At 71.3% G+C, this 21,993-nt stretch carries 24 protein-coding genes; 13 read left to right on the forward strand and 11 right to left on the reverse strand.

The features are described 5' to 3' along the window. Window positions 1–18: 18 nt before the first annotated feature. Window positions 19–348 (reverse strand): hypothetical protein, encoded by a 330-nt coding sequence (locus tag ACIBEF_RS18375; protein ID WP_396794445.1) that lies wholly within the window; start codon window positions 346–348, stop codon window positions 19–21. 367 nt (window positions 349–715) lie between these two features. Here ACIBEF_RS18375 and ACIBEF_RS18380 point away from each other — a divergent pair, with 367 nt between their 5' ends. Then, a complete protein-coding gene (locus tag ACIBEF_RS18380) occupies window positions 716–1,774 on the forward strand; it encodes a tetratricopeptide repeat protein (RefSeq protein WP_396794446.1) in 1,059 nt (352 codons plus the stop codon). 85 nt (window positions 1,775–1,859) lie between these two features. Here the strand turns inward: ACIBEF_RS18380 and ACIBEF_RS18385 are convergent, their stop codons facing one another. The 5 genes from ACIBEF_RS18385 to ACIBEF_RS18405 form a co-directional block, all read right to left on the reverse strand. Then, window positions 1,860–2,579 (reverse strand): CDP-alcohol phosphatidyltransferase family protein, encoded by a 720-nt coding sequence (locus ACIBEF_RS18385; RefSeq protein ID WP_396794447.1) that lies wholly within the window; start codon window positions 2,577–2,579, stop codon window positions 1,860–1,862. Next, entirely contained in the window at window positions 2,554–3,621 is a 1,068-nt protein-coding gene (locus tag ACIBEF_RS18390; RefSeq protein ID WP_179781433.1) for an iron-containing alcohol dehydrogenase family protein, read from the reverse strand. The genes ACIBEF_RS18385 and ACIBEF_RS18390 overlap by 26 nt, the downstream gene beginning before the upstream one ends. Beyond that, a complete protein-coding gene (locus ACIBEF_RS18395; RefSeq protein WP_396794448.1) occupies window positions 3,609–4,340 on the reverse strand; it encodes a sugar phosphate nucleotidyltransferase in 732 nt (243 codons plus the stop codon). Before ACIBEF_RS18395 ends, ACIBEF_RS18390 begins: the two co-directional genes overlap by 13 nt. Before the next feature lie 78 nt (window positions 4,341–4,418). Next, the gene (locus ACIBEF_RS18400; protein WP_396794449.1) at window positions 4,419–5,189 is read right to left on the reverse strand and encodes a hypothetical protein; all 771 of its coding nucleotides are present in this window, start codon (window positions 5,187–5,189) and stop codon (window positions 4,419–4,421) included. After that, window positions 5,186–5,638 (reverse strand): NUDIX hydrolase, encoded by a 453-nt coding sequence (locus tag ACIBEF_RS18405; protein WP_396794450.1) that lies wholly within the window; start codon window positions 5,636–5,638, stop codon window positions 5,186–5,188. The genes ACIBEF_RS18400 and ACIBEF_RS18405 overlap by 4 nt, the downstream gene beginning before the upstream one ends. 109 nt (window positions 5,639–5,747) lie before the next feature. On the opposite strand from ACIBEF_RS18405, the gene ACIBEF_RS18410 reads away from it, so the two are divergent. The 4 genes from ACIBEF_RS18410 to corA all read left to right on the forward strand — a co-directional run bounded on the left by ACIBEF_RS18410 (window position 5,748) and on the right by corA (window position 9,360). Next, entirely contained in the window at window positions 5,748–6,140 is a 393-nt protein-coding gene (locus tag ACIBEF_RS18410; RefSeq protein WP_030487774.1) for a cyclic nucleotide-binding/CBS domain-containing protein, read from the forward strand. Window positions 6,141–6,223: 83 nt separating this feature from the next. Next, window positions 6,224–6,682 (forward strand): ester cyclase, encoded by a 459-nt coding sequence (locus ACIBEF_RS18415; protein WP_357223364.1) that lies wholly within the window; start codon window positions 6,224–6,226, stop codon window positions 6,680–6,682. Between the two features lie 106 nt (window positions 6,683–6,788). Continuing rightward, complete coding sequence (locus ACIBEF_RS18420) at window positions 6,789–7,883, forward strand: PLP-dependent aminotransferase family protein (RefSeq protein ID WP_396794451.1); 1,095 nt, start codon at window positions 6,789–6,791, stop codon at window positions 7,881–7,883. Between the two features lie 322 nt (window positions 7,884–8,205). Continuing rightward, window positions 8,206–9,360 (forward strand): magnesium/cobalt transporter CorA, encoded by a 1,155-nt coding sequence (gene corA / locus ACIBEF_RS18425; RefSeq protein ID WP_396794452.1) that lies wholly within the window; start codon window positions 8,206–8,208, stop codon window positions 9,358–9,360. An 80-nt stretch (window positions 9,361–9,440) separates the two neighbouring features. Here corA and ACIBEF_RS18430 read toward each other — a convergent pair whose 3' ends face one another. Next, window positions 9,441–10,220, reverse strand: coding sequence for a hypothetical protein (locus tag ACIBEF_RS18430; RefSeq protein WP_112583840.1), 780 nt, complete (start codon window positions 10,218–10,220; stop codon window positions 9,441–9,443). 84 nt (window positions 10,221–10,304) lie between these two features. Here ACIBEF_RS18430 and ACIBEF_RS18435 point away from each other — a divergent pair, with 84 nt between their 5' ends. Together ACIBEF_RS18435 and ACIBEF_RS18440 are read left to right on the forward strand one after the other, a co-directional pair. Continuing rightward, window positions 10,305–10,835 (forward strand): peptidylprolyl isomerase, encoded by a 531-nt coding sequence (locus ACIBEF_RS18435; RefSeq protein ID WP_357223359.1) that lies wholly within the window; start codon window positions 10,305–10,307, stop codon window positions 10,833–10,835. Between the two features lie 94 nt (window positions 10,836–10,929). Beyond that, a complete protein-coding gene (locus ACIBEF_RS18440) occupies window positions 10,930–11,841 on the forward strand; it encodes a rhomboid family intramembrane serine protease (protein ID WP_396794453.1) in 912 nt (303 codons plus the stop codon). Here the strand turns inward: ACIBEF_RS18440 and ACIBEF_RS18445 are convergent. Then, window positions 11,834–12,262, reverse strand: coding sequence for a PH domain-containing protein (locus ACIBEF_RS18445; RefSeq protein WP_396794454.1), 429 nt, complete (start codon window positions 12,260–12,262; stop codon window positions 11,834–11,836). The genes ACIBEF_RS18440 and ACIBEF_RS18445 overlap by 8 nt on opposite strands. Window positions 12,263–12,432: 170 nt before the next feature. On the opposite strand from ACIBEF_RS18445, the gene ACIBEF_RS18450 reads away from it, so the two are divergent. Beyond that, window positions 12,433–13,605 (forward strand): acetyl-CoA C-acyltransferase, encoded by a 1,173-nt coding sequence (locus ACIBEF_RS18450; protein ID WP_357223351.1) that lies wholly within the window; start codon window positions 12,433–12,435, stop codon window positions 13,603–13,605. Window positions 13,606–13,625: 20 nt separating this feature from the next. Here ACIBEF_RS18450 and ACIBEF_RS18455 read toward each other — a convergent pair whose 3' ends face one another. Both ACIBEF_RS18455 and ACIBEF_RS18460 read right to left on the reverse strand, forming a co-directional pair. Next, window positions 13,626–14,510, reverse strand: coding sequence for a maleylpyruvate isomerase N-terminal domain-containing protein (locus ACIBEF_RS18455; protein WP_396794455.1), 885 nt, complete (start codon window positions 14,508–14,510; stop codon window positions 13,626–13,628). Window positions 14,511–14,591: 81 nt separating this feature from the next. Then, window positions 14,592–15,530: a hypothetical protein gene (locus ACIBEF_RS18460; RefSeq protein WP_396794456.1), complete on the reverse strand. Its 939-nt coding sequence runs from the start codon at window positions 15,528–15,530 to the stop codon at window positions 14,592–14,594. A 169-nt stretch (window positions 15,531–15,699) separates the two neighbouring features. Between ACIBEF_RS18460 and ACIBEF_RS18465 the strand changes: the two genes are divergently transcribed. From ACIBEF_RS18465 to ACIBEF_RS18485, 5 genes are all read left to right on the forward strand, one after another. Continuing rightward, entirely contained in the window at window positions 15,700–16,713 is a 1,014-nt protein-coding gene (locus ACIBEF_RS18465) for an aminoglycoside phosphotransferase family protein (protein ID WP_396794457.1), read from the forward strand. 111 nt (window positions 16,714–16,824) lie between these two features. Further along, window positions 16,825–17,331: a hypothetical protein gene (locus tag ACIBEF_RS18470; protein ID WP_357193713.1), complete on the forward strand. Its 507-nt coding sequence runs from the start codon at window positions 16,825–16,827 to the stop codon at window positions 17,329–17,331. 89 nt (window positions 17,332–17,420) lie between these two features. Further along, on the forward strand, window positions 17,421–18,113 hold the full coding sequence (locus ACIBEF_RS18475) for a response regulator transcription factor (protein WP_396794458.1): 693 nt from the start codon (window positions 17,421–17,423) through the stop codon (window positions 18,111–18,113). Then, window positions 18,106–19,569 carry a sensor histidine kinase gene (locus tag ACIBEF_RS18480; protein ID WP_396794459.1) on the forward strand — a complete coding sequence of 488 codons (1,464 nt, stop codon included), beginning with the start codon at window positions 18,106–18,108 and terminating at the stop codon, window positions 19,567–19,569. Before ACIBEF_RS18475 ends, ACIBEF_RS18480 begins: the two co-directional genes overlap by 8 nt. 56 nt (window positions 19,570–19,625) lie before the next feature. Beyond that, window positions 19,626–20,225: a hypothetical protein gene (locus tag ACIBEF_RS18485; protein WP_357223337.1), complete on the forward strand. Its 600-nt coding sequence runs from the start codon at window positions 19,626–19,628 to the stop codon at window positions 20,223–20,225. Between the two features lie 60 nt (window positions 20,226–20,285). Here the strand turns inward: ACIBEF_RS18485 and ACIBEF_RS18490 are convergent, their stop codons facing one another. Then, entirely contained in the window at window positions 20,286–21,887 is a 1,602-nt protein-coding gene (locus tag ACIBEF_RS18490; RefSeq protein ID WP_396794460.1) for a ricin-type beta-trefoil lectin domain protein, read from the reverse strand. Window positions 21,888–21,993: the final 106 nt, after the last annotated feature.

Here is a 21,993-nt window from a genome sequence, read left to right on the forward strand (position 1 = left end):
CCCGTCGTGGCGGTCAGTTCAGTGCGGCCCGGTGCCTTCCTGCCGCATGGCGATCTCCAGCCGAGCCTGGCTGCCCTCGGCCAGCTCGATCCGGGTGCCGTCCGGCAGCAGTACGGTCACCGCGGCACCTTCCCGGCGGCGGGCGCTCCACCACTCGGCGATCGTCTTGGCCACCTCGACCCCGGAGAACACCAGCCCGATGACCGCGATCACCATTTCGGCCGACCGCTGCACCTGTACCGGCGACACGCTGTCGTCCGGCCCCATCACCCCGATCAGGGCAGACCGCAGCTCCGCCGCCCAGCGCGCGGCCTGCGCCCCGGACACCTCCACTGTGGCGTTCCCCATCACCCGCACCCTCCCCTGATGCGCCTGGTCAAGCCCGCCCAGGATCGCGGATCCCTGGCCTGGGCCGGGCGATCATCGGGTGGACCTTGGCGGCCACTGTACGTTTTATTCGCGTCCCGGGACCGCTCGGCGAACCCGGCTGACGGGTTTCCGACTCGCCGACCGAGTCCCGGCCACCGGTGGGAAGAACAATGACGACCCACACCACCGCCGTACATCGGTGGTGTGCCGCGGTCCGACCCTGGCCACGCCGAGGCGGCAACCGGGAGCAGTAGGAGAGCGAGGTTCATCGGGCATGGAGGATCGAGAACCGTCACCATTGCGCCCCGTCACTCGCGCTGCGGCGACTGCCGCCCGACATGTGGAAGTGCATCGGCTTGCTGTCGCCGGTCAGCAGCCGCTGATCGCCCGGAATGTCGGTGACCGGGTGTGTCTGGTGTGGCTGCGTACCTCGCGGTTCGCGGCGGTCAAGGCCATGACCACCGCGACCCTGGCCCTGGGCCCGGACGCCAACGCCCTCTCCGCCCGGGGTTGGGCGCGGTCGTCGACCGGTCGGCCCTGGCTGGCGCTGGAGGACTATCAGCAGGCCCTGACCCTGTACCAGGAGGCCGGCGACCGGGCCGGCGAAGCCACCACCCTGCACAACATCGGCGGCGTGTACCACAGGTTGGGTGATCGGCAGCGGGCCTTGGACCACTTGGACCAGGCCCTGCGCATCCGGCGGGAGGGCGGTGACCGGGCCGGCGAAGCCGCCACCCTCAGCAGCATCGGCGGCGTGTACGGCAGGTTGGGTGATCGGCAGCGGGCCTTGGATTACTTGCACCAGGCCCTGCCCATCCGGCGGGAGGTCGGCGACCGGGCCGGCGAAGCCGCCACCCTGAACAACATCGGCCACGAGTATGACGCGTTGGGCGATCGGCAGCAGGCACTCGACCACCACCACCAGGCCCTGCCCATCCGACGGGAGGTCGGTGACCGGGCCGGCGAAGCCGTCACCCTCAACAACATCGGCCACGTCTACGACAGGATGGGGGATCGGCAGCGGGCCCTGGACCACTACCACCAGGCCCTGCCCATCGAGCGGGAAATCGGCGACCGGGCCGGCGAAGCCGTCACCCTCAACAACATCGGCCACGCGTACCACGGGTTGGGGGATCGGCAGCAGGCCCTCGACCACTACCACCAGGCCCTGCCCATCCGGCGGGAGGTCGGCGACCGAGCCGGCGAAGCCGTCACCCGCTACAACATCGCGATGATCCACCAGGCGGACGGTGACCTCGAGCAGGCAATCCGGGAACTCGAACACGTCGTCGACCTCGACCGGCAAGTCGACGACCCCGACCTCGAAGCCGACACCGCCGTCCTCGAACAACTCCGCCGACAACATGCTGAAGACGGCGGGACGGAAGTGCCTTCGGGATCCTGATGGCAGCGGTGCCGGCGACGAAGACGCCGCCCCGCGGTGGTCGATAAGGAGCCCTACCTACGCGAAGGCGGTAGTCGGGGTTTCCTTACCAGGAGGCTCGGGCGGAGAAGGCGATGCTGGCCAGCAGGAAGCCGCCGTTGACGATGGTGAAGGCGACCATCACCCAGAGGACCAGCGCGGGGGCCACGGCGAGCACCACGGCGGCCACGAAGATCACCGCGCCGTAGTCGCGGACCAGCTTCACCAGGCGCACCGGCAGCGAGGTCGAGGTGACCATGCTGGCCGCGTTCGGGCCGGCCTGCATCACGGACGTCACCAGGTTGACCATCCAGGTGCCCGCGAAGGTCGCCACGAGCCAGGTCGGCGTGGCCGGCTCCTGCGCCACAGCGGTGGCGGCCAGGGCCGCCACCAGGGCGATCTGCGCGGCCACGTCGCAGAGCACGTCGACGCGCGCGCCGGCCGCGCTGCCCTGGCCGGTCACCCGGGCGAGCTGCCCGTCCGCGCAGTCCAGGGAATACGCCACCTGCCAGCCGACCAGGGCGAGCAGGCCGACCACCCAGGCCGGTACGTCCCCGGCGGCGACCGGGCCGGCGAGCGCCACGACGGTGACCGAGGTGGCCAGCCCGAGCACCAGGTTGGTGATTGTCAACGCTGTCGGTCGCAGCCCGAGCCGCTGGGCGACGAGCGCGAAGACGGCCCCCAGCCACTGGCTGATCGACTCGCTGAACAGGCCGCCCCCCCGGTTCACCCGGTGGAAGTCGGCGACGGTGGGACGGGGGTCAGCCAAGCTGGTCGCGGATTGCACCGGCGTAGTCTGCCAGCCGCTCCCGGGTCTCGGTAGGCGACAGTGCCAGGTGTTCGAGGATGGTGTACCGGTCCGGCCGGGTACGTGGCGCGAACTGCACCGCCTCGATGAACTGGTCGTCGGTCAGCGCCACCTCGGCGGGGAGTCGGGGCAGGCCGTGCCGGGCGAGGCAGGCCGACATCTCCCCGAAGCGGCGGAGATCTCCGCGCAGCCAGGTGCAGAACAGCGCCCCGAGCCCGGCCAGCTCGCCGTGCGAGGCGGTTCCCGGAAAGAGCGAGTCGACCGCGTGCATGATCTCGTGGCAGCCGCCGCTGCACGGGCGGCTGGTGCCGTCGACAGCCATCGCCAGACCGCTGGAGATCAACGCCTCGGCGAGGACGATCACGAAGGCGTCGTCGCTCATGTCGCCGGGGTGGTTGAGCACCGCCTCGGCGCCCGCCCGCGAGAGCGAGGCGGCCAGCCCGTCGACCGGTTCACCGCGTACCTGTCGGGACAGCTCCCAGTCGGCCAGCGCGCTGATGTTGCTGATCACGTCGCCGATGCCGGCCCGGTTGTGCCGGTCCGGGCCGCTCTCCACGAAGTCCAGGTCGACGATCACCCCGATCGGGATGTGTACGCCGTAGGAGCCCTTGATCCCGTCGGTGATGAGGCTGGCCACCGGGGAGGCGATCCCGTCGTTGGCGAGGCTGGTCGCCACCGACACCATCGGCAGCCCTCGGCGGGTCGCCGCGTACTTGGCCACGTCGATGGTCTTGCCGCCACCGATGCCGACCACCGCGTCGTAGGACCGGGCGCGGAGTTTGCCGCCCAGGTCGTCGGCGGCGTCCAGTGTCCCGCCGGACACGGTGAACACGTCCGCCGAGCGCAGTGACGGTCGGATCAGCTCCGCGATCTGGGCGCCCTGACCCGGGCCGACCACCACCGCGACGTCGCCCCCGGAGGAGATCCGCCCGTCGGCCAGGATCGCGCCCAGGTCGGCGACCGCCCCGCGTCGCACGTCGATGTGCAGCGGGGTGAGGACGCTCCGGGCTAGTAGCGGCACGCTATCTCCCGCGCGCGGGCCAGGTCGGCGTGGTTGTCGACCTCGACCCACGGGACGTCACCGATCGGTGCCGCCCGCACCTCCCCGCCCCGGTCGGAGAACTCCTGGTAGCCGTCCTCGTAGTAGAGGTTCGGGTCCCGTCGCCACGTCGCCTCCAGCGCGTCGGCGAGGGCGTCGGCGACCTGCGGTTCGATCAGTGTCGCGCCGATGTACTCCCCGTACGCCTCGCCCGGGTCCATGATCTTGGTGATCCGGGTGAGCTGGCCGGCGGCGTCGAAGGTGGTCTTCATCTCCTCCTCGGCCAGCGGCTTGAGGGTGTCCACGGCCAGCAGGATGCCCGGGCCACGCTCGGCGAGCAGGGTCTTCTCCACGCTCACCGGGTGCACGGTGTCCCCGTTGACCAGCAGCACGCCGCGCGCGAAGTACTCCCGGGCCAGCCAGAGCGAGTAGGCGTTGTTCCACTCCTCGGCCTTGTCGTTGTGCACAAGGGTGAGCGTGACCCCGTACTTCTTCTCCAGCTCCGCCTGCCGGGAGACGACCGCGTCCGCCGCGTAGCCGACGACGATCACGATGTCGGTGAGCCCGACCGCGGCGAGGTTGCCCAGCGCGATGTCCAGGATCGTCGTCTCGCCGTCCACCGGCACCAACGCCTTGGGCAGGGTGTCGGTGTACGGGCGCAGCCGTCGTCCCGCTCCGGCCGCGAGCACCATTCCGATCATCGCGACATCCTCCCTAGTCCTGCTCCGGTCACCGGTGGAGGATAGCGCCGGCCGGGTGCGTCGCTCCGGCCAACCGGGTCAGCCGGGCAAGGCCGCCAGGTCGGCGAGCATGGTCAGGCGCTCCTCCGCGCTGAGCGCGGCGTACGGGGCGGCGGCCCGCCGGTCGGTCTCCAGTTCGATGGCGAGCCGCTCGGGACCAGCCGGCAGGGCGGCGATGCTCGACGCGGTGTGCCCGGCGGCGGTCCAGGCGGCGGCGTGCGCGTCGGCGCGGTGGTGTCGCAGCGTGCCGAGCCGGTTGAGCAGCAGCACGCCCGACGGGGTGCCGTCCCGCTCGTACGGGGGCGCCAGCGCGGTGAAGGCCGAGGAGGCGACCGGGTTCGCCTCCTCGTCGGCCAGCACGAGTGCGTACGACAGCAGTCGTCCGAGCAGGGACACCAGCCGGGCCACCCGGTCGTCGTGGCCGGCCCACAACTCCTCGGTGACCTCGGCGTGCACCTGGTACAGCTCGGCGAGGAACGCCGCGCCGCGCTCGGTGGCGGACAGGGCCCCGTCCGGGCCGCGGTAGATCATCCCGTGGGCCACCTGCTTGTCCACGGTCCGCCGGCAGGCGACCGGGTCCTGGTAGCGGGTGATCGCCGCGAACCCCTGCCCGTCGACGGTGCCACCGGGTGCGGCCAGCCGGGTGCGCAGGTCGACCAGGAAGCCGGTGGCGGTGCTTCCGCCGTAGCGCTGGGACAACTCGGCGCCACCGCCGTCCCGGCCGGCCAGGATGCCGGCGCGGAAGGTCCGGTCCACGGCCGGTGCGAGCAGCCCGGCGATCCGGTGGGGTGCCAGTTCGACGGCGTTCACAGACCGATCGACCGCAGGACGGCGAAGCCCTCCTCCGCGATCCGCCGGATCAGCCCGTCGTTGACGTCGCGGTGCTCGTCGAGCACCGTCACCTCGTGTTCGGCCAGCCAGCGGTACTCGGTGTGCTTGCCGGCCTCCAGCGTCGGGCGGTCGAGGTCACCGTCGACGCGGACCAGGAAGTCGTACTCGGTCCGGGCCAGGCCGTCGTCGCCGACGTAGCTGTACTCGCCCACCTGGCCCAGGACGTGGGAGAGGACCCAGCCGGTCTCCTCGGTGATCTCCCGGCGCAGCGCCTCGTCGATGTCCTCGCCCGGCTCCACGTGGCCGCCGACGATGTCCCAACAGTCGGGAAACAGGCGTCGGTGTGGTGAGCGGCGCTGAAAGAAGATGCGGCCGTCATGGTCGACGATCAGCGCGCCGGCGCAGCGCAGGGGCTCGGTGGACACCATCCGACAGTAGCCAGCGTCTGCAGCTTGTGCGATGCCGCTCTTGTCCCGGAAACATCCACCGACCACCATGTCCGTACCGAATGCCACCGTCCCAAAGGGGTGATGTGTGATGCAGGTACGGGATGCGATGTCCAGCCAGGTCCTCGTCGTCGGTCCGGAGCACACGCTCCGCCAGGCGGCTCGGATGATGTCGGCCCGCGGTGTCGGGTCGGCGGTCGTGATCGACCCGGATTCCGAGGGCGTGGGGATCATGACCGAACGTGACGTGTTGAAGGCCATCGGTGCCGGTCTGGACTGCGACGTCGAACGCACCGGCGCGCACCTGACCTGGGACGTGGTCTACGCGGGGCCGGAGTGGACGGTGGCCGAGGCCGCCGCCGCGATGGCCCGGGGCGGATTCCGGCACCTGGTGGTGCTGGACGGCCGGGAGGTGGCAGGCGTGATCTCCGTGCGGGACATCATGCGGGTCTGGTCGGAGAGCCAGGCGGTCGCCACCACCTGACCGGGGGTGGTGTGCGGGGCCGGATCGATGGGTAGACATCCCTTGCGGGCGCGGAGATGCCGTGGCCCGCGGGGGAGGTCCCGATGCGCGACGCGGAGCGGCTGGTCGAGCAGCAGTACGCCATGCTCCTGCGTCGGGACGTGGCCCGGCTGCCGGATCTCTACGCCCCGGAGGCGTTCTACGCCATGCCGGGCGTGACGGTCCGGCCGATCGAGCTGCCCGCCTTGCTGCGCACCTGGACCGGCGCCTTCCCGGATCTGCGCGTCGACCCGATGGGCGCGGTCCGCACCGGCGGTGGCGCTGCGGTCGAGCTGCGGCTGACCGGCACCCACACCGGCACCCTGCATTCGCCGTACGGCACCGTCGCGCCCACCGGCCGGCTGGTGAGCTGGGAGGTGGCCGACGTGGTCCGGGCCCGCAAGGGTCGGATCACCGCGTGGCGCTCCTACTTCGACTGGAGTCAGCTCCTCGACGCGCTCGGCGTGCAGCTGGAGGGACTTTCCCGGGGTGCGCAGCACGACGCGCTCGCCCTTCCGGTCTGATCTGCCGCCGACCGGCCCAGTTCCGTCACCCGACCCGGTGGCTCAGGATGCGGACATCGCCGTGCCGACCGCGCGTCCCCCGCCGCCGCCCGTACGCTCAATATCCATGACCGCCGAGCAGTTGATCTCCTTTGCCCGTGGGGCTCCCTCCCTGGACATCGTCGATGTCGAGGGGCTCAAGGCCGCCGCCGTCCGCGCCTTCGACGCCGACCCCGCGGGGGTGACGGCGTACGGCACCTCCGTCGGGTACCTACCGCTGCGAAAGTGGATCGCCGAGAAGCACGGGGTCGAGGCCGACCAGGTGCTGGTCACCAACGGGTCGCTTCAGGCCGATGCGTTCCTCTTCGACCACCTGGTCCGCCCAGGCGACGCGGTGGTGGTGGAGCGCCCGACGTACGACCGGACGCTGCTCAACCTCCAGCGGATGGGCAGTGAGCTGCACAGCGTCGCCGTCCAACCGGACGGCCTGGACACTGCCGAGCTGCGCAAGCTGCTGGAGTCCGGGGTCCGCCCCCGGCTCGCGCACGTCATCCCGAACTACCAGAACCCGGCCGGCATGACGCTGTCGGAGGAGAAGCGCCGGGAGCTGCTCGACCTGGCCGCCGAGTACGAGTTCACGATCTTCGAGGACGACCCGTACGCGGACATCCGCTTCCGTGGCGAGGCGCTGCCGTCGATGCTCTCGCTGGACACCCGCAACGTGGTGGTGCACGCGTCGAGCTTCACCAAGACGGTCTGCCCGGGTGTGCGGGTCGGTTACCTGGTCGGCCCGGCCGACCTGATCGCCTCCATCGCGAAGAACGCGACGAGCCTCTACATCTCCCCCGGGATGGTGTCCCAGGCGATCGTTCACCAGTTCTGCGTCTCCGGTGACATCGACCGCTCGATCGAGACGGTTCGGGCGGCGCTCGGCGAGCGGGCCCAGGTGCTCGCCGAGTCGTTGCGCCGGCACCTGCCGCAGGCGCGGTTCGTGGAGCCCGATGGCGGCTACTTCCTCTGGGTGGAGTTCCCGGAGGACGTGCTGGTCGACCGGCTCGCCCCGGCGGCGGCCGAGCGCGGGGTCGCCGTGGTCAAGGGCAGTGACTTCGTGCTGGACGGCGGGCGGCACGCTCTCCGGCTGGCCTTCTCGGCGGTGACCGCCGACCGGATCGACGAGGGCGTCCGGCGGCTCGCCTCGGCCGTCGAGGCCGTCCGCAGCTGACTCAACTGTCGGGTTCCTGACAGAACGACGATGCCGGCCGTCCCGGGGCTCCCCTCGGGGCGGCCGGCTGGCCCACAATGCTGCGAGCGTCACCCCGCGAGCTGCGGTCTTCACCGTTGGCCTCCGGGGCCGGTCCCGCCGGGTCGACGCGGCAGCACAACCTCCCGCCCCCACAGGTGCCGGGTGGGCCGTGTCGTCCCCCGCACACCCCCGATGCGGCCCGGCCCGCCCGGCGCCGCCCCCACGCGACCGCCGTCACACCGGTTCTCGACCGCGATCGGCGTAGCCTGCAAGCCGCTGACTGAGCGCGGGAGGTGACGCGATGACGGATCGGACAGAGCGGGACCGGACGGCACCGTCGACCACCGGTCGGGTGCTGCGACCTCGGGCGTGGCCCTCCCCGGTCCGGGCGATGACCCGGATCCTCAACGTCGACGGCTCGCCGCCCGCGCCGGCCCCGACGGGCACTGGCACCGGCCGCAGCGCCGTGGTCGACTGCGCGCTCTACGTCGACGGCAAGCGGCAGCCCGGCGAATGGACCTACGCGGAGGCGTTGGCCGCTGCCCGCCGCGAGGAGCACGGCTTCGTCTGGATCGGTCTGCACCAGCCGGAGCTGGCCGAGATGACCGCCATCGCGGAGACCTACGGCCTGCACGAGCTGGCGGTCGAGGACGCGGTCAAGGCCGAGCAGCGCCCCAAGCTGGAGCGGTTCGGCGACGTCGTCTTCCTGGTGCTGCGCACCGCCCGCTACTGCGAGCACACCGAGCTGACCGAGAACTCCGAGGTGGTGGAGACCGGGCAGGTGATGCTCTTCATCGGCCCGAACTTCGTGATCAGCGTCCGGCACGGCGACGCCTGCCGGCTCGCCCCGATCCGCGCCGACCTGGAGACCAAGCAGGAGTTGCTGCTGCACGGCCCGTGGGCGGTGGCGTACGGGGTGACCGACCGGGTCGTCGACCTCTATCTGGAGGTGGCCGAGCAGATCGAGGACGACCTGGACGTGCTGGAGGCGGAGGTCTTCGACCGGCAGGGCCACGGGCGGATCCAGCGGATCTACCAGATGAAGCGGGAGCTGGTCGAGTTCAAGCGGGCGGTGGTGCCGTTGCAACGGCCGCTGATGACGCTGACCTCCCAGGTCAACCGGGACGTGCCGAAGGAGATCCGCAAGTACTTCCGGGACGTGCAGGACCACCTGAGCCGCACCGTCGAGCAGGTGAACTCCTACGACGACCTGCTGAACTCGATCCTCCAGGCGCGGCTGGCCCAGGTCACGGTCGACCAGAACAACGACATGCGCAAGATCGCCGCGTGGGCGGCCATCGCTGCGGTCTGGACCTCCATCGCCGGCGTCGAGGGCATGAACTTCGACAACATGCCCGAGCTGAAGATGACGTACGGCTATCCGGTGGCTCTCGCCCTCATGCTCGGCGTCTCACTGGCCCTCTACCGGTGGTTCCGCCGCAACGGCTGGCTCTGATCCGGCGACAGCGCCGCGCACGCGGAAGCGCCGACGAGTGGGTGACCACTCGCCGGCGCTCCGGTGCGCTGCTGTTGACCTCAGCGGCGGCCGTTGGTGCGGGCCGTGTCCTTGCCGAGCGCCTTGGTGAGGTCGTCGGTCGGCCGACCGGAGACGTCGGTGGCGCCCTCGGCGACCGACGGGACCTTGTCGGTCGGACGGACACCGGTCTGCTTGGCCGGGGCGGTGGTGCTGGCGCTGGAGCCGCCGGCCACCGCCGAGCTGCCCGCGCCGGTCATCCCCGCCGCGCCGGACATGGCGGAACCGTCGGACCCCCGGGCGGCAGACGGCGTACGCACCTCGATCGAATCGACCTCGTCGCGCATGGGCTCCAGGGTGCTGCGGGTCGGGTCGTACTCGGCCCACTCCTGCTGCTCCCGGCGGCGACGCAGCGCGACCGCGCCGGCCAGGCCGGCGATGGCACCCGCCGCCAAGAGGCCGGTCATCATCGAGCCGCGACGACGCGGCTGCTTCTTCTTACCGGTGATCCGCATGGTCTTCGACTTGGCCTTCCTGGTCAGCGGCCCTGCCTGCGCGGCGCCGTCACGAGCAGCCGCCGCCAGCGGTGCCAGCGTGGTGAGAGTCGTTCCCCAGCCGGTCGACGCGCGGTCGCGTACCTTCGCGGCGGTCGGTGCGACGTAACCTCGGGCCACCTGGACCCGCGGGCCGACGGTCGCGCCAGCGCCCTTCGCGGCGTGGTTGGCTGCCAGCATCAGGTGGCTGATGCTCTGGTTCAGTTCGGCCTTCGCCAACTGCCCCTGGGACTTACGCCGCCCGAATCCAAACACGGTCCTACCTCCTGGGAGTTGTTCCTTCGTCATCCTCCACCTTCGGATGCCTCCGCGATGCCAGATCGGGCACATGGGAGGATCCGCATGGAACTGACCAACGAGTGAGGAGTACCCGTGGCCGAGGCTGTCTACGCCACCCTGCACACCAACGCTGGCCCGATCCGGCTGGAGCTCTTCCCCAACCACGCGCCGAAGACCGTCCGCAACTTCGTCGACCTGGCCGAGGGCAACCGTGAGTACACCGACCCGCGCACCGGTCAGCCGGGCAGTGGTCCGTACTACGACGGCACCATCTCGCACCGGGTGATCAGCGGTTTCATGGTCCAGATGGGCGACCCGACCGGCACCGGCCGGGGCGGCCCGGGCTACAAGTTCGCCGACGAGTTCCACCCGGAGCTGCGGTTCGACCGTCCGTACCTGCTGGCGATGGCGAACGCCGGACCGGGCACCAACGGTTCGCAGTTCTTCATCACGGTGTCCCCGACGCCGCACCTCAACAACCGGCACACGATCTTCGGCCAGGTCGCCGACGAGCAGTCGGTGAAGATCGTGGATTCGATCGCGAACACCCCGACCGGTCCGAGCGACCGTCCGCTCCAGGACGTCGTCATCGAGCGGGTCGAGATCGAGCGGTCCGCTTCCTGAGCGACCGGCGAGGTACCTTTGCTCGCATGATTGAGCGCTCCGGAGCACGGCCGGTGCCGGTGGACCGTGCGGTGGCGGACGGAGGGTCGGCCCGGTGAGCGAGTCTCCACCGACCACCCCGGTCTGCTACCGGCACCCTGGCCGGGAGACCTACGTGCGGTGCACCCGCTGCGACCGGCCGATCTGTCCGGACTGCATGCGGGAGGCGTCCGTCGGGCACCAGTGCCCGGAGTGCGTCGACGAGGGACGTCGCAGTGTCCGGCCGGCGCGTACCGCCTTCGGCGGCGGTACGGCCGGCCGGCACGGCTATGTCACCAAGGCGCTGATCGCCGTGAACGTGCTGTTCCTGCTGGCCTCCATCGCCTCCGCCCGGGGCGGGGACGCGGCGGTCGGTGGTTCTGGCTTCGGCGGCCTGATGGGTGGCAGCACGCCGCTGACCGAGTGGGGTGCGGTGCTCGGCCGGGCCTACCTCTCCGACTACACGCTGGGCGGGATCGCCGAGGGCCAGTGGTACCGGCTGGTCACGGCGATGTTCCTGCACTATGGCGTACTTCACCTGCTGCTCAACATGTGGGCGCTGTGGGTGCTCGGCCGGTCGTTGGAGGCCAACCTCGGGCGGGTGCGGTTCGCCGCTCTCTACCTGATCGCGGGCCTCGGCGGCAACGTGGCCGCCTACCTGTTCAGCAGCCCGCGGGCGGCCACGGTCGGCGCGTCGACGGCCGTGTTCGGTCTTTTCGCCGCGCTGATCATCATCGAACGCAGGTTGGGTCGGGACATCTCCCGCATCATCCCGATCCTGGTGATCAACCTGGTGTTCACGCTGGCCGTGCCGGGCATCTCGATCCCCGGGCACCTGGGCGGCCTGGTGGTCGGCGCGCTCATGGCGTTGGTGCTCGCGTACGCGCCACGTGGTCGGCGCACGCTGGTGCAGGTCACCGGTGGGGCGCTGATCCTGCTGATCCTGCTCGCGCTGGTGCTCTTCCGGACCGCCGCACTGCTCACCTGACGGGGCGGGCGGCGCGCAGTGCGGCGGCCACCTCTTCCGGGGTGGCCCCCAGGTCGTACCGGCCGAACAGATGCAGCGAGTTGCCCGCGTCGATCTCCAGGGTTTCGCTGGTCAGCCCGAGGCGGGGCCGCCGGTCGACGGCGATCGCCTCGACCGTCGACCAGGGCAGCAGCCGCCGGCCGGCGAAGCCGTGGATGACGCGGAGCCCGGCCGGGTCCACCGCCAACCGGACCGGCGCGACCAGGTCACGAACCGCCCAGCCGGCCAGCGCGGCGGCGGCCAGGACGGCCAGTGCCAGCCGGACCGGGTCGCCGTCGGCGAAGAGCAGACCGAGCGCGATCAGCAGAACCGCACCGGCCAGTTTCGCCGCCGGCAGGCTCGCGGGCACTCGCCACTGCCGGGCCGGGGAGGTCTCAGTCACCCGCCCAGCATGCCAGCGAATCGCCGCCCCCGCGCGGGTCGATCATGCAGTTGTGGTGCCTCACATATGGTGTGAAGCGGGAGCTTCTGCCCACCACAAGTCCATGATCGACGCCGGAGGGTCGATGGACGACGTAGGATCGGGGCAGCCCAAGTTACCGGGGAGTAAACATGAGTGACGCGGTCATCGTCGGCGCGGTGCGTACCCCGGTCGGACGGCGCAAGGGCAGCCTCGCCGGCGTCCACCCCGTCGACCTCTCGGCGCACGTGCTGCGCGCCCTCGCCGAGCGCACCGGGCTCGACCCGGCCCAGGTCGACGACGTCTTCTGGGGCTGCGTGTCCCAGGTCGGCGAGCAGTCCTGGAACATCGCCCGCAACGGCGTGCTCGCCGCCGGCTGGCCCGAGACGGTCCCCGGCACGACGCTCGACCGGCAGTGCGGCTCCAGCCAGCAGGCCCTTCACTTCGCCGCCGCGACGGTGCTCTCCGGTCAGGCCGACCTGGTGGTCGCCGGCGGCGTCGAGTCGATGACCCGGGTGCCGATGGGCTCCAGTGTGGCCGGCGGCATGCCGTTCAGCGACCAACTGCGCGCCCGTTACCGGGGCGTCGAGGGCTTCGCCGACGACGCGCCGCTGCCATTCAACCAGGGGGTCGGGGCCGAGCTGATCGCCCAACGGTGGCGTCTCTCGCGTACCCAACTGGACGAGTTCGCGCTGGCCAGCCACGAGAAGGCGGCAGCCGCGCAGGACGCCGGCGCGTTCGACCCGGAGCTGACCCCGGTGCCGCTCGCCGACGGCGGCAAGTTCGCCGCCGACGAGGGCATCCGCCGGGAGACCTCCCTGGAGAAGCTGGGTGAGCTGGCCACCCCGTTCCGCGCAGACGGCGTGGTGACCGCCGGTTCCGCGTCCCAGATCTCCGACGGCGCCGCGGCCCTCGCGGTGACCACCTCCGACTGGGCCAGCCGACACGGCCTGCGCCCGTTGGCCCGGATCCACACCGCCGTGGTCGCTGCCGACGACCCGGTCACCATGCTCACCGCACCCATCCCGGCCACCGCGAAGGCGCTGCGCCGCGCGGGGCTGGGCATCGAGGAGATCGGGGTGTACGAGGTGAACGAGGCGTTCGCCCCGGTGCCGCTGGCGTGGCTGGCGGAGACGGAGGCGGACCCGGAGCGGCTCAACCCGCGTGGCGGGGCGATCGCCCTCGGCCACCCGCTCGGCGGCTCCGGTGCCCGGATCATGACGACCATGCTCCAGCACATGCGGGACAACGGCATCCGCTACGGCCTTCAGACCATGTGCGAGGGCGGCGGCATGGCCAACGCCACAATCGTCGAGCTGGTCTGAGGACACCGCCACACAGCGGGTCACTTCCGCCGGGATGCTGGTGGAGGTGCGAGCCGGCCGTTCGGCATGTGCACGACCCGGAGGAACGCGGGTAGTCGCCACGGCCTCGGCCCACCGATGACGACGTCGCGCCGCAGCACCGCCTGCGCGGTGCTGATCCGGCCGAACATCATCAGGTTGAACCGGGCGGGGCGGAACGTCACGCTCGCGTCGAACGGGGCGTCGGGAGCCGCGATCCACACCCGGCGGTCGCCCAGGGTCAGCGTCGTCGTCGGTACGTACCGTGAGCGGAACTGCACCGACACATGGTGCCGGGGCGTCGGCAGTTCGGTGTTGAGCAGCACCCCGTACGTGTCGCGCAGCATGTCGAACATGAACAGGTCCCAGTAGAGCGCGGCGTGCTCGTCCGGCATCGGCCACGCCCGGCGGAGTGCCCGGGCGATGTCCCAGCCGTGCACCAGCAGCTCGTTGGTCAGGTGGGCGAACAGGCCGCCGACCGTCACCCGCGCGTTGCCCAACCAACTCACCGTCGATCGCGGGTCAGCCGACGTCGCCAGGAGGCGGTCGACCATGGTGTTCAGCTGCGTCAGCAGCACCTGCGGGTCGCGTTCGGTGAAGTGGGCGAGCACGTGGGCATTGACGTCGGCCACCGTGTCCACGTTCGTGGTGGCGAGCAGGTCCTCCAGCCCCGGCACCTGGATGGGGACCTCGGTGCCCTCCAGTCTCGATACGTACAACACCGCGATCGACACCACGTGTGCCAGCGTGTCGGCAACGGTCCAGTCGGCGGTCGCCATGACGACGGGCGAGGGCGCGGCGGCCACCAGGTCGGTGAACCGGTCGGTTGCCGTTCGCAGTGCCGTGTTGGCCACACTCCACCGGTCCGGATCTGCCGCGCCAGTCATCCGAACAGCATCGGGGACCTGACGTGCCGGAGCATCTTCGAACGTGCCGTCTTCGCAGCGGGCGGCAGGTCCGGAGCGGCGTCAGTGGTTGTAGAACATGGTGGGGAACCAGCCGAAGCCGAAGATCGAGGGCACCCGGACGTCCCAGTAGACGACTGTGAAGACCCCGAGGGCGATGAGCAGGGCGCCGCTGAGCACCATGCTGCGCCGCACATCGGCGGCGAGCCAGCTGATGAACCGGCCGCGGGTGAGCATGATCAGCAGCGCGAACAGCGCGGTGACCACGACGATGTTGCCGAGGGACTGCAGGACGAAGGCGGCCGAACCGTACAGCGGGTTGCCGCTGTCGACCGCCCAGTGGAACAACTTGTTGAACAGCGGGTACGGCCGGCCGATGAGGAAACCGCCGATGAGCGCGCCGAGAGTGATCACCCGCGCGACCGGTCGGTCGGCGAACACGTCCCGCACCGTCCCGATCGCGGCCAGCCCGAGGTAGATGAGGGCCAGTCCGATGACACCGAACACCACGGACGACTGGATGATGCGTACCGGCACCCCACCGGCGGTCTCGGTGGACAGCTGGGGGAGCCGGTCGCCCAGGAGGACTCCGACGAACCCGTACGCCGCAGCGACGGCGACCATGCCCAGGGTGAGGTAGCCGACCGGCCGCAACAGCAGCCGGAGCCGGTCGCCGTTGCCACCGCTTGCCGCGCCGAGCGGCCCGATGGACGCGAGCATCGCGATGTTGCATGCGGTGAAGGTGCCAGCGAGGCCCGACACGAACGCGAACACCAGGCCGGCGGCGGTGCCGGAGATCGCCGTCGCCTTCGCGTCGTGACCGAGGAGCCCGCTGGCGACGCTGTCACCGATGACCGAGTCGACGAACTCGTAGGACCAGAGCACGGCCAGCAGGACTCCGGCCGCCACGCTCACCGCGATGATGACGCCGTTACGGTGTGGACGCTCGGCGACGAGGGGACCCGCGAAGTCTCGGGTGCCTGTGGTCGGCGTTTCCGTCATAGCTCTACTCCCCGGGCCGATTCGCGCGTGACTATGCGCAGCGATGATGTCGCTCAGGGTTGTCCCATCGCATCTCGCAGAGTGCGCAATCGGCCTTCGAACGGACGCCGCGACGTGCCTGCCGGAAAAGCGCTCCCCAACGTCGGTAAGACGGCCTAGGGTGCCCAGCGTGACGACGATCGCCGGCGAGCGTGCCCCCGACTGGTCCAGCGAGCAGTGGCAGGTGCGGGCCCGGTCCTGGGTCGACGCGCAGCTCAGCCGGGCCGGCCGACAGGTGACCGGGCTGGTGGAGCCGAGGCTGCGGCCGTGGTCGCTGGTGTGGCGGGTGCCCACCGATGACGGCCCGGTCTGGTTCAAGGCCAACAACCCGGGCACCGTGCACGAGGCGGTCCTGATCGCGGCGCTCGCCGAGTTGACGCCCGACCGGGTGCTGACGCCGATCGCGGTCGACCCGGCGCAGGGCTGGTCGCTGCTGCCCGACGGCGGCGAGTCGTTGCGCGACGTGCTGGCGCGCGACCCCGACCTGGCGCACTGGGAGCGGGCGCTGCCCGGGTACGCGGCGCTGCAACTGGCGAGCGCGTCGCGCGCCGACGAGCTGGTCGCCCTGGGCGTGCCGGATCAGCGTCCGGAGGTGCTCGCCGGTCTCTTCGCCGAGCTGCTCGACGATCACGATGCGCTGCTGATCGGCGCCGAGGGTGGGCTCCGTCCGGAGGTGCACGAGCGGTTGCGGGCCGAGCTGCCGGCGTACGCGCAGCGGTGCCGCCGGCTCGCCGACCTCGGCATTCCGGCGACCGTGCAACACGACGACCTGCACGACGGCAACGTCTTCGCCGGCGCGCGCGGGTACCGGTACTTCGACTGGGGCGACGCCTCGGTGGCGCACCCGTTCGGCACGCTGCTGGTGACCCTGCGCGCCGTCGGGTACGCCGGGAAGCTTGCCGTCGACGACGCCCAGCTGGTGCGGTTGCGCGACGCGTACCTGGAGGTGTGGACCGACCGGTACGACCGGCGGACCCTCGTGGAGGCCGCCGACCTCGCGATCGGCCTGGGTCCGGTGAGTCGGTCGCTGTCCTGGCGTCGGGCGCTGGACACCACCGAGGAGTCCCGCGCCGAGTACGCCGACGCGGTCCCGGGCTGGCTGGAGGAGCTGTTCGCCGCCAGTCCACTTCAGCCGAACTCCTGACCATGATCCGTCCGAGTCGGAAGTCGGACAGGCAGTGCGACAGGCGGCGTGGAACTTCCAAAAATTCCGGGTGACCCACGTCACCCTGCTGGGGACGTCGTTGGGCAGGTCATGGACGTCTTCTCCCGAACGTTCCTCCCGGCCGCCGCTGAGGCTGGCCTGGCCGTGCAGACGGTGAGCCGGCACATGCCGGTCTTCCGGCGCTGCGTCGGCTCCGGTGACGCCACCATCCTGGTCACCCGTTGCAGCCGCCCCGACCGCCCGGTCACCGGCGACTACCTGTTGCTGCTCACGCACCGCCGCCTGGTGGTGACCCAGCAGACCCGCCTCCTGCACCGCCTGCGCCTGCACCTCAACACCGAGTTGCGCGAGCTGAGCAACGTCACCTGGAGCCCGGACCCGCGGCTGCAGTCGGTCGAGATGGCGGCCACCGCGATCGACGGGATCCGTGAGCGGTTCCTGATCCGGACCAGTCATCCGAAGCAGGTCTGGCAGCTCGACGCGTTGCTCAACCAGGCGTTCCGGACCCGCCTGCGGCCGCCCGGCGCGCGGGTCGTCGCCAGCATCGGTGACGCGCCGGCCGCCGCCCGGCCCGGGCTGTTCGCGCCGTCCTGGTGAGCTGACCCCGACCGGGCGTCGCCCTGGCTTTACCGAACTCGAACACACACCGATCGCGCCGAGCCTGCGCGGTCGGCAATCATGGGCCGGTGACCGTCGAACCACCGCATCGCGGGCTCGTCCTCGTCGTGGAGGACGAGCCGGCCATCGCCGACCTGGTCCGGCTCTACCTGACCCGGGACGGGTTCGGCGTCCACCTGGAACGTGACGGCGAGGCCGGTCTGAGCGCGGCCCGCCGGATACGCCCGGTGGCCTGTGTCCTGGACATCGCGCTGCCGGGTCTGCCCGGCACCGAGGTCTGCCGCCGGCTGCGCGAGGCCGGCGACTGGACCCCTGTCATCTTCCTCACCGCCCGCGACGACGAGGTGGACCGGATCGTCGGCCTGGAGCTGGGTGCCGACGACTACGTCACCAAGCCGTTCAGCCCTCGCGAACTGGTTGCCCGCGTCCGCGCGGTGCTGCGCCGATCCGCCGGCGGCCCGGAGGGCGCGGACCGCCCACGTGTCGTCGGCCCCGTGACCCTCGACCCGGCCCGCCGCACGGTCACCGCCGCCGGTGCCCCGGTGCAGCTCACCTCCACCGAGTTCGACCTGCTGGCCCACCTGATGGCCCGGCCCGGCCGGGTCTTCACCCGGGAGGAGCTGCTGGCCGGAGTCTGGGGCTACGCGGCGCACGCCGGCACCCGGACGGTGGACGTGCACGTCGCCCAGGTGCGGGCGAAGCTCGGCCCGGCGAGCGTGATCCGGACCCATCGCGGCGTCGGGTACGCGGTAGATGCCTGACCACCCTCGGCGCGTCGAGTCGCCGACCATGGCCCTGCCGGTGGTCGGCGCCCCACCCACCGCATCCCGACGACGCCGACCCGGCCGTACGCTGACCGCCCGCGCGGTGCTCGTCACCTGCGCGGTGGCGCTGGTGTCGGTGCTGGTCACGGCCATCGTCGCGGTGCCGTTGGCGATCCGGGGCGCGGAGCGCAGCGAGCAGCAGGCGCTCGCCGCCCAGGCCCGACTCGCCGCCGAGGTGCTGCGGACCCGCCTCGACCGGGGGCGCAGCGCCGACGAGGAACGGCTCATCCAACAACTGCGCGACCAGGGCATCGACGCGTACCTGATCCGCCGTGGGGCGGTCGACCGGGCGGGCCTGCCACCCCGGGTGGTGCAGCGGATCGGGCAGGGCCGCAACGTGTCGGCCCGCCGCTCCGTGAACGGTGAGCGGGCCCTGGTCGAGGGTCGGGCCCTGCCCGGCGGCAACGGGGTGGTGCTCTCCCGTCCGCTGGCCAACGGGCTGTGGGCCCGGGTGCTGCTCAGTCTCTGGTTGCCGCTGCTGGCCGGATTGACCGCCGGTGTGGTGGCCGGGCTGCTGCTGGCCCGTCGGCTGGCCCGGCCGATCCGGGTCGCGGCCACCGCCGCCGCCCGGCTGCGTGCCGGTGACCGGGCCGTCCGGGTGCCGGTCGAGTCGCCGGACGAGGTCGCCGACCTGGCCGAGGCGTTGAACGGTCTGGCTGCCGCGCTGGCCACCAGCGAGGGCCGACAGCGGGAGTTCCTGCTCTCCGTCTCGCACGAGCTGCGCACCCCGCTGACCGCGATCCGGGGGTACGCCGAGGCGCTCGCCGACGGGGTGCTCGGCGCCGACGACACGGTGGACACCGGTCGGACGATGCTGGCCGAGGCTCAGCACCTGGACCGGCTGATCGGCGACCTGTTGGCACTGGCCCGGCTGGAGGCCGCCGACTTTCCCCTGGAACCGGTACCGGTGGACCTGACCCAACTGGCAGTGGACGCGGAGCCGACCTGGTCCGGTCGGTGCGCGGCGGTGGGCGTGCCGTTCCGGGTGGAGACGCCCGGTCAGCCGGTGCCCGCGTACACCGATCCGGGGAGGATCCGGCAGGTCCTGGACGGGCTGCTGGAGAACGCGCTGCGGGTCGTACCCCCGGGGTCGCCGGTGGTGCTCGCGGTCCGGCCGGCCGGCGCGGACCCGGCGCACGGCGGCGTGTTGGAGGTCCGCGACGGCGGGCCCGGCTTCACCGACGACGACCTGGCGGTGGCCTTCGAACGCGGTGCGCTGCACGAGCGGTACCGGGGGGTGCGCAAGGTGGGCAGCGGGCTCGGGTTGGCGCTGGCCGCCGGGCTGGTCCGCCGGTTGGGTGGGGACGTCGCCGCGGGGCACGCGCCGGAGGGCGGTGCCGCCTTCACCGTCCGGCTGCCCGGTGATCCTTACCTGACCCGAACATCGGCCTGACGCTCCGCTCGCCGTTCCCGGCAAGGCTGAGGGTCCACTGACAGAGAGGGAGAGTCATGCCACGTTGGGGTATCGCCACCGGCACCACGGCACTGCTCGCGGCGGTCGCGCTCGGCGTCAGCGGCTGCGGCGCGGCCGAGGTGGCCAGCCAGCCCGCCCGGGATGTCGCCGTCGAGGTCGCCGCCGCCATGGGAGTCGAGGGGCAGGCACTGGCCGCGATGGGCTTCGACGCCGACGACCTGGACGTCCTGACCGTCGCCGCACCGGCCACGCCGACGCCGGGTTCGTCCCCCAGCGCGAAGGAGAAGGCCCGGGAGAAGCGCGGTGAGGAGTGGCGCAAGCGCCGCCAGGCCCGCGTGCTGCTGCGTAAGAACACCCTGCACGGTGAGGCGGTGGTGAAGACGAAGGACGGCGGTACGCAGACCGTCGCCGTGCAGCGCGGCGAGGTGACGGCGATCGACGGCGACTCGATGACCGTCAAGTCCACCGACGGCTTCACCATGACCTGGACCTTCGGCGACGACCTGCGGGTGGTCGAGCGGCGGGCCACGGTGCAGCCGAGCGAGGTGAAAGTCGGCGCGACTCTGGGCGTCGCCGGGGCGAAGGACGGCGACAAGGGCGTGGCCCGGCTCATCCTCGTTCCCCGCGCCAAGTGAGCGAAGGGGCCCTGACGTCAGCCAGGGCCCCTGCCCTCCTCCTCAGCAGACGCGAACTCGTCAGTAGACGCGGGAGCCGATGAAGTCGTCGTGACCGTAGCCGACCGGGTTGGCGGCGGTACGGGCCTCGAACGACCACTGCTGCCGGGTGCTGCTTCCGCAGTTGGCCAACCGCAGGCGAGAGCTACCCAGCAGCGGGTTGTCGAACGCCACGCAGAGGTTGCTCGCGGCGGCCGGCCTGATCTGGTTGCCGGAGAAGACGAACTGCTGCGCTCCGGTGCCGTTGCAGTCGTAGATGTTGACCGCGGTGCCGGCTTTCATCGAGCTGTTGGCGACGTCCAGGCAACGGTCGTGGGACAGCTCCGAGTGCAACGACCGCCGGGCCGAGTCGTACCAGAAGCCCTGGTTGCGCCCACCGTGGCAGGAGTACGGCTGCTGCGCCGTGCCGTTGCGGGAGTCGTACCCCTTGCCGTCGACACAGGTGCCGGTGGCCAGGTTGCGCAGTTGCTTGAACTCCAGCAGGCCCGGGTAGAGCACGCCGCCGCCGGTGCTGGCCGGGTCGACGCAGCTCGCCCGCGTCTGCCCGGAGTTCCAGAACTGGGTGATGCACTGGGCGAACATGCCGTGCCCGCGGGCGTTGGGGTGGAACGACTGTCGGGCGGCGTTCTCGTTCCAGATGCCGACCTCGATGAAGAGGCCGCGCACCGAGGTGTTGTCGGTGCACACCTCGTGCCCGTGGAAGAGCCGGCTGGCGTCCAGGTAGCGGGTTCCGGTGTTCGCCGCGGCCGAGCGCAGCGCCGACTCGAACATCGGCACCGCCTTGTTCCGGGCGAACGCCGCGTCGGCCAGGTAGAGCAGACAACCGCCGGAGTACCAGCCGGGGAAGTTGGGGTTGTCCTCCACGTCGGGGCTGCCGGGGCTCGGGTACGACATCAGCACCAGTTCGTAGTCCGACCGCAGGTAGCCGGCGTTGGTCATGGTCTGCCGGATGTCGGTCAGCGCCGACTCCACGGCCTGCCGGCTGCCGTCGGTGCGGATCGTCCACTGGTCGGTGTAGGTGGGGTAGCAGGCGCCCTGGAAGAAGACCCGGCGGACGGCGCAGTCGGTGGCGACCGGACCGAACTGGATGGTGCCGTCACCGTTCGCGCCGACCACCACCCAGATCAGCTTCACGTGCGTGTTGCGCGCCTTGATGCCCAGGTGGTCGCCCTGGTTCAGCTCGTTGTGCTGGGTCGGGCCGCCGGCGATCAGGTTCCAGGGGGTGGCACCGGAGCAGGCGATGTTGTATTGCGCGTCCGACGTGATGCCGGTGCGGAAGACCGCCTGGTCGTACGAGCGGTCGCACCAGTTGCCGTCCTGGTGGGTGCCGGGGACGTAGTTGCCGACCCCTTCACCGGAGATCTCGCTGTCACCCATGGTGATCAGCGCGGTACGCCGTTGTTCGATCGGGCGGATCGCCGGGCTGCCGTAGAGGGCGGTCGCCTCGGCGGCCCGGATGGCTTCGAGGTTGGCGGGGAGTGGTTGGACGGTTGGTCGGTCGGCGGCGGTGGCGGGGGTGGCCGGTCCGGCGAGCATCGGTAGGACGAGAGCGGCGACGGCGACGGCGACGGTGATGGCCCGTCGTCGGGTCGCGCGTTCGGGCCTGGCGGGGATTGCAGGCATCGACGCACTCCTTTCGGCTCAATCGCGGGACGTCGATTGAGTTACCAGACGGTAACGTGCGAATCAACAGATGTGAATGCGCCTCAGATCCTTGCGCGCGGAATGC

It is taken from the genome of Micromonospora sp. NPDC050795 (assembly GCF_044456785.1).
Classification (GTDB): domain Bacteria; phylum Actinomycetota; class Actinomycetes; order Mycobacteriales; family Micromonosporaceae; genus Micromonospora.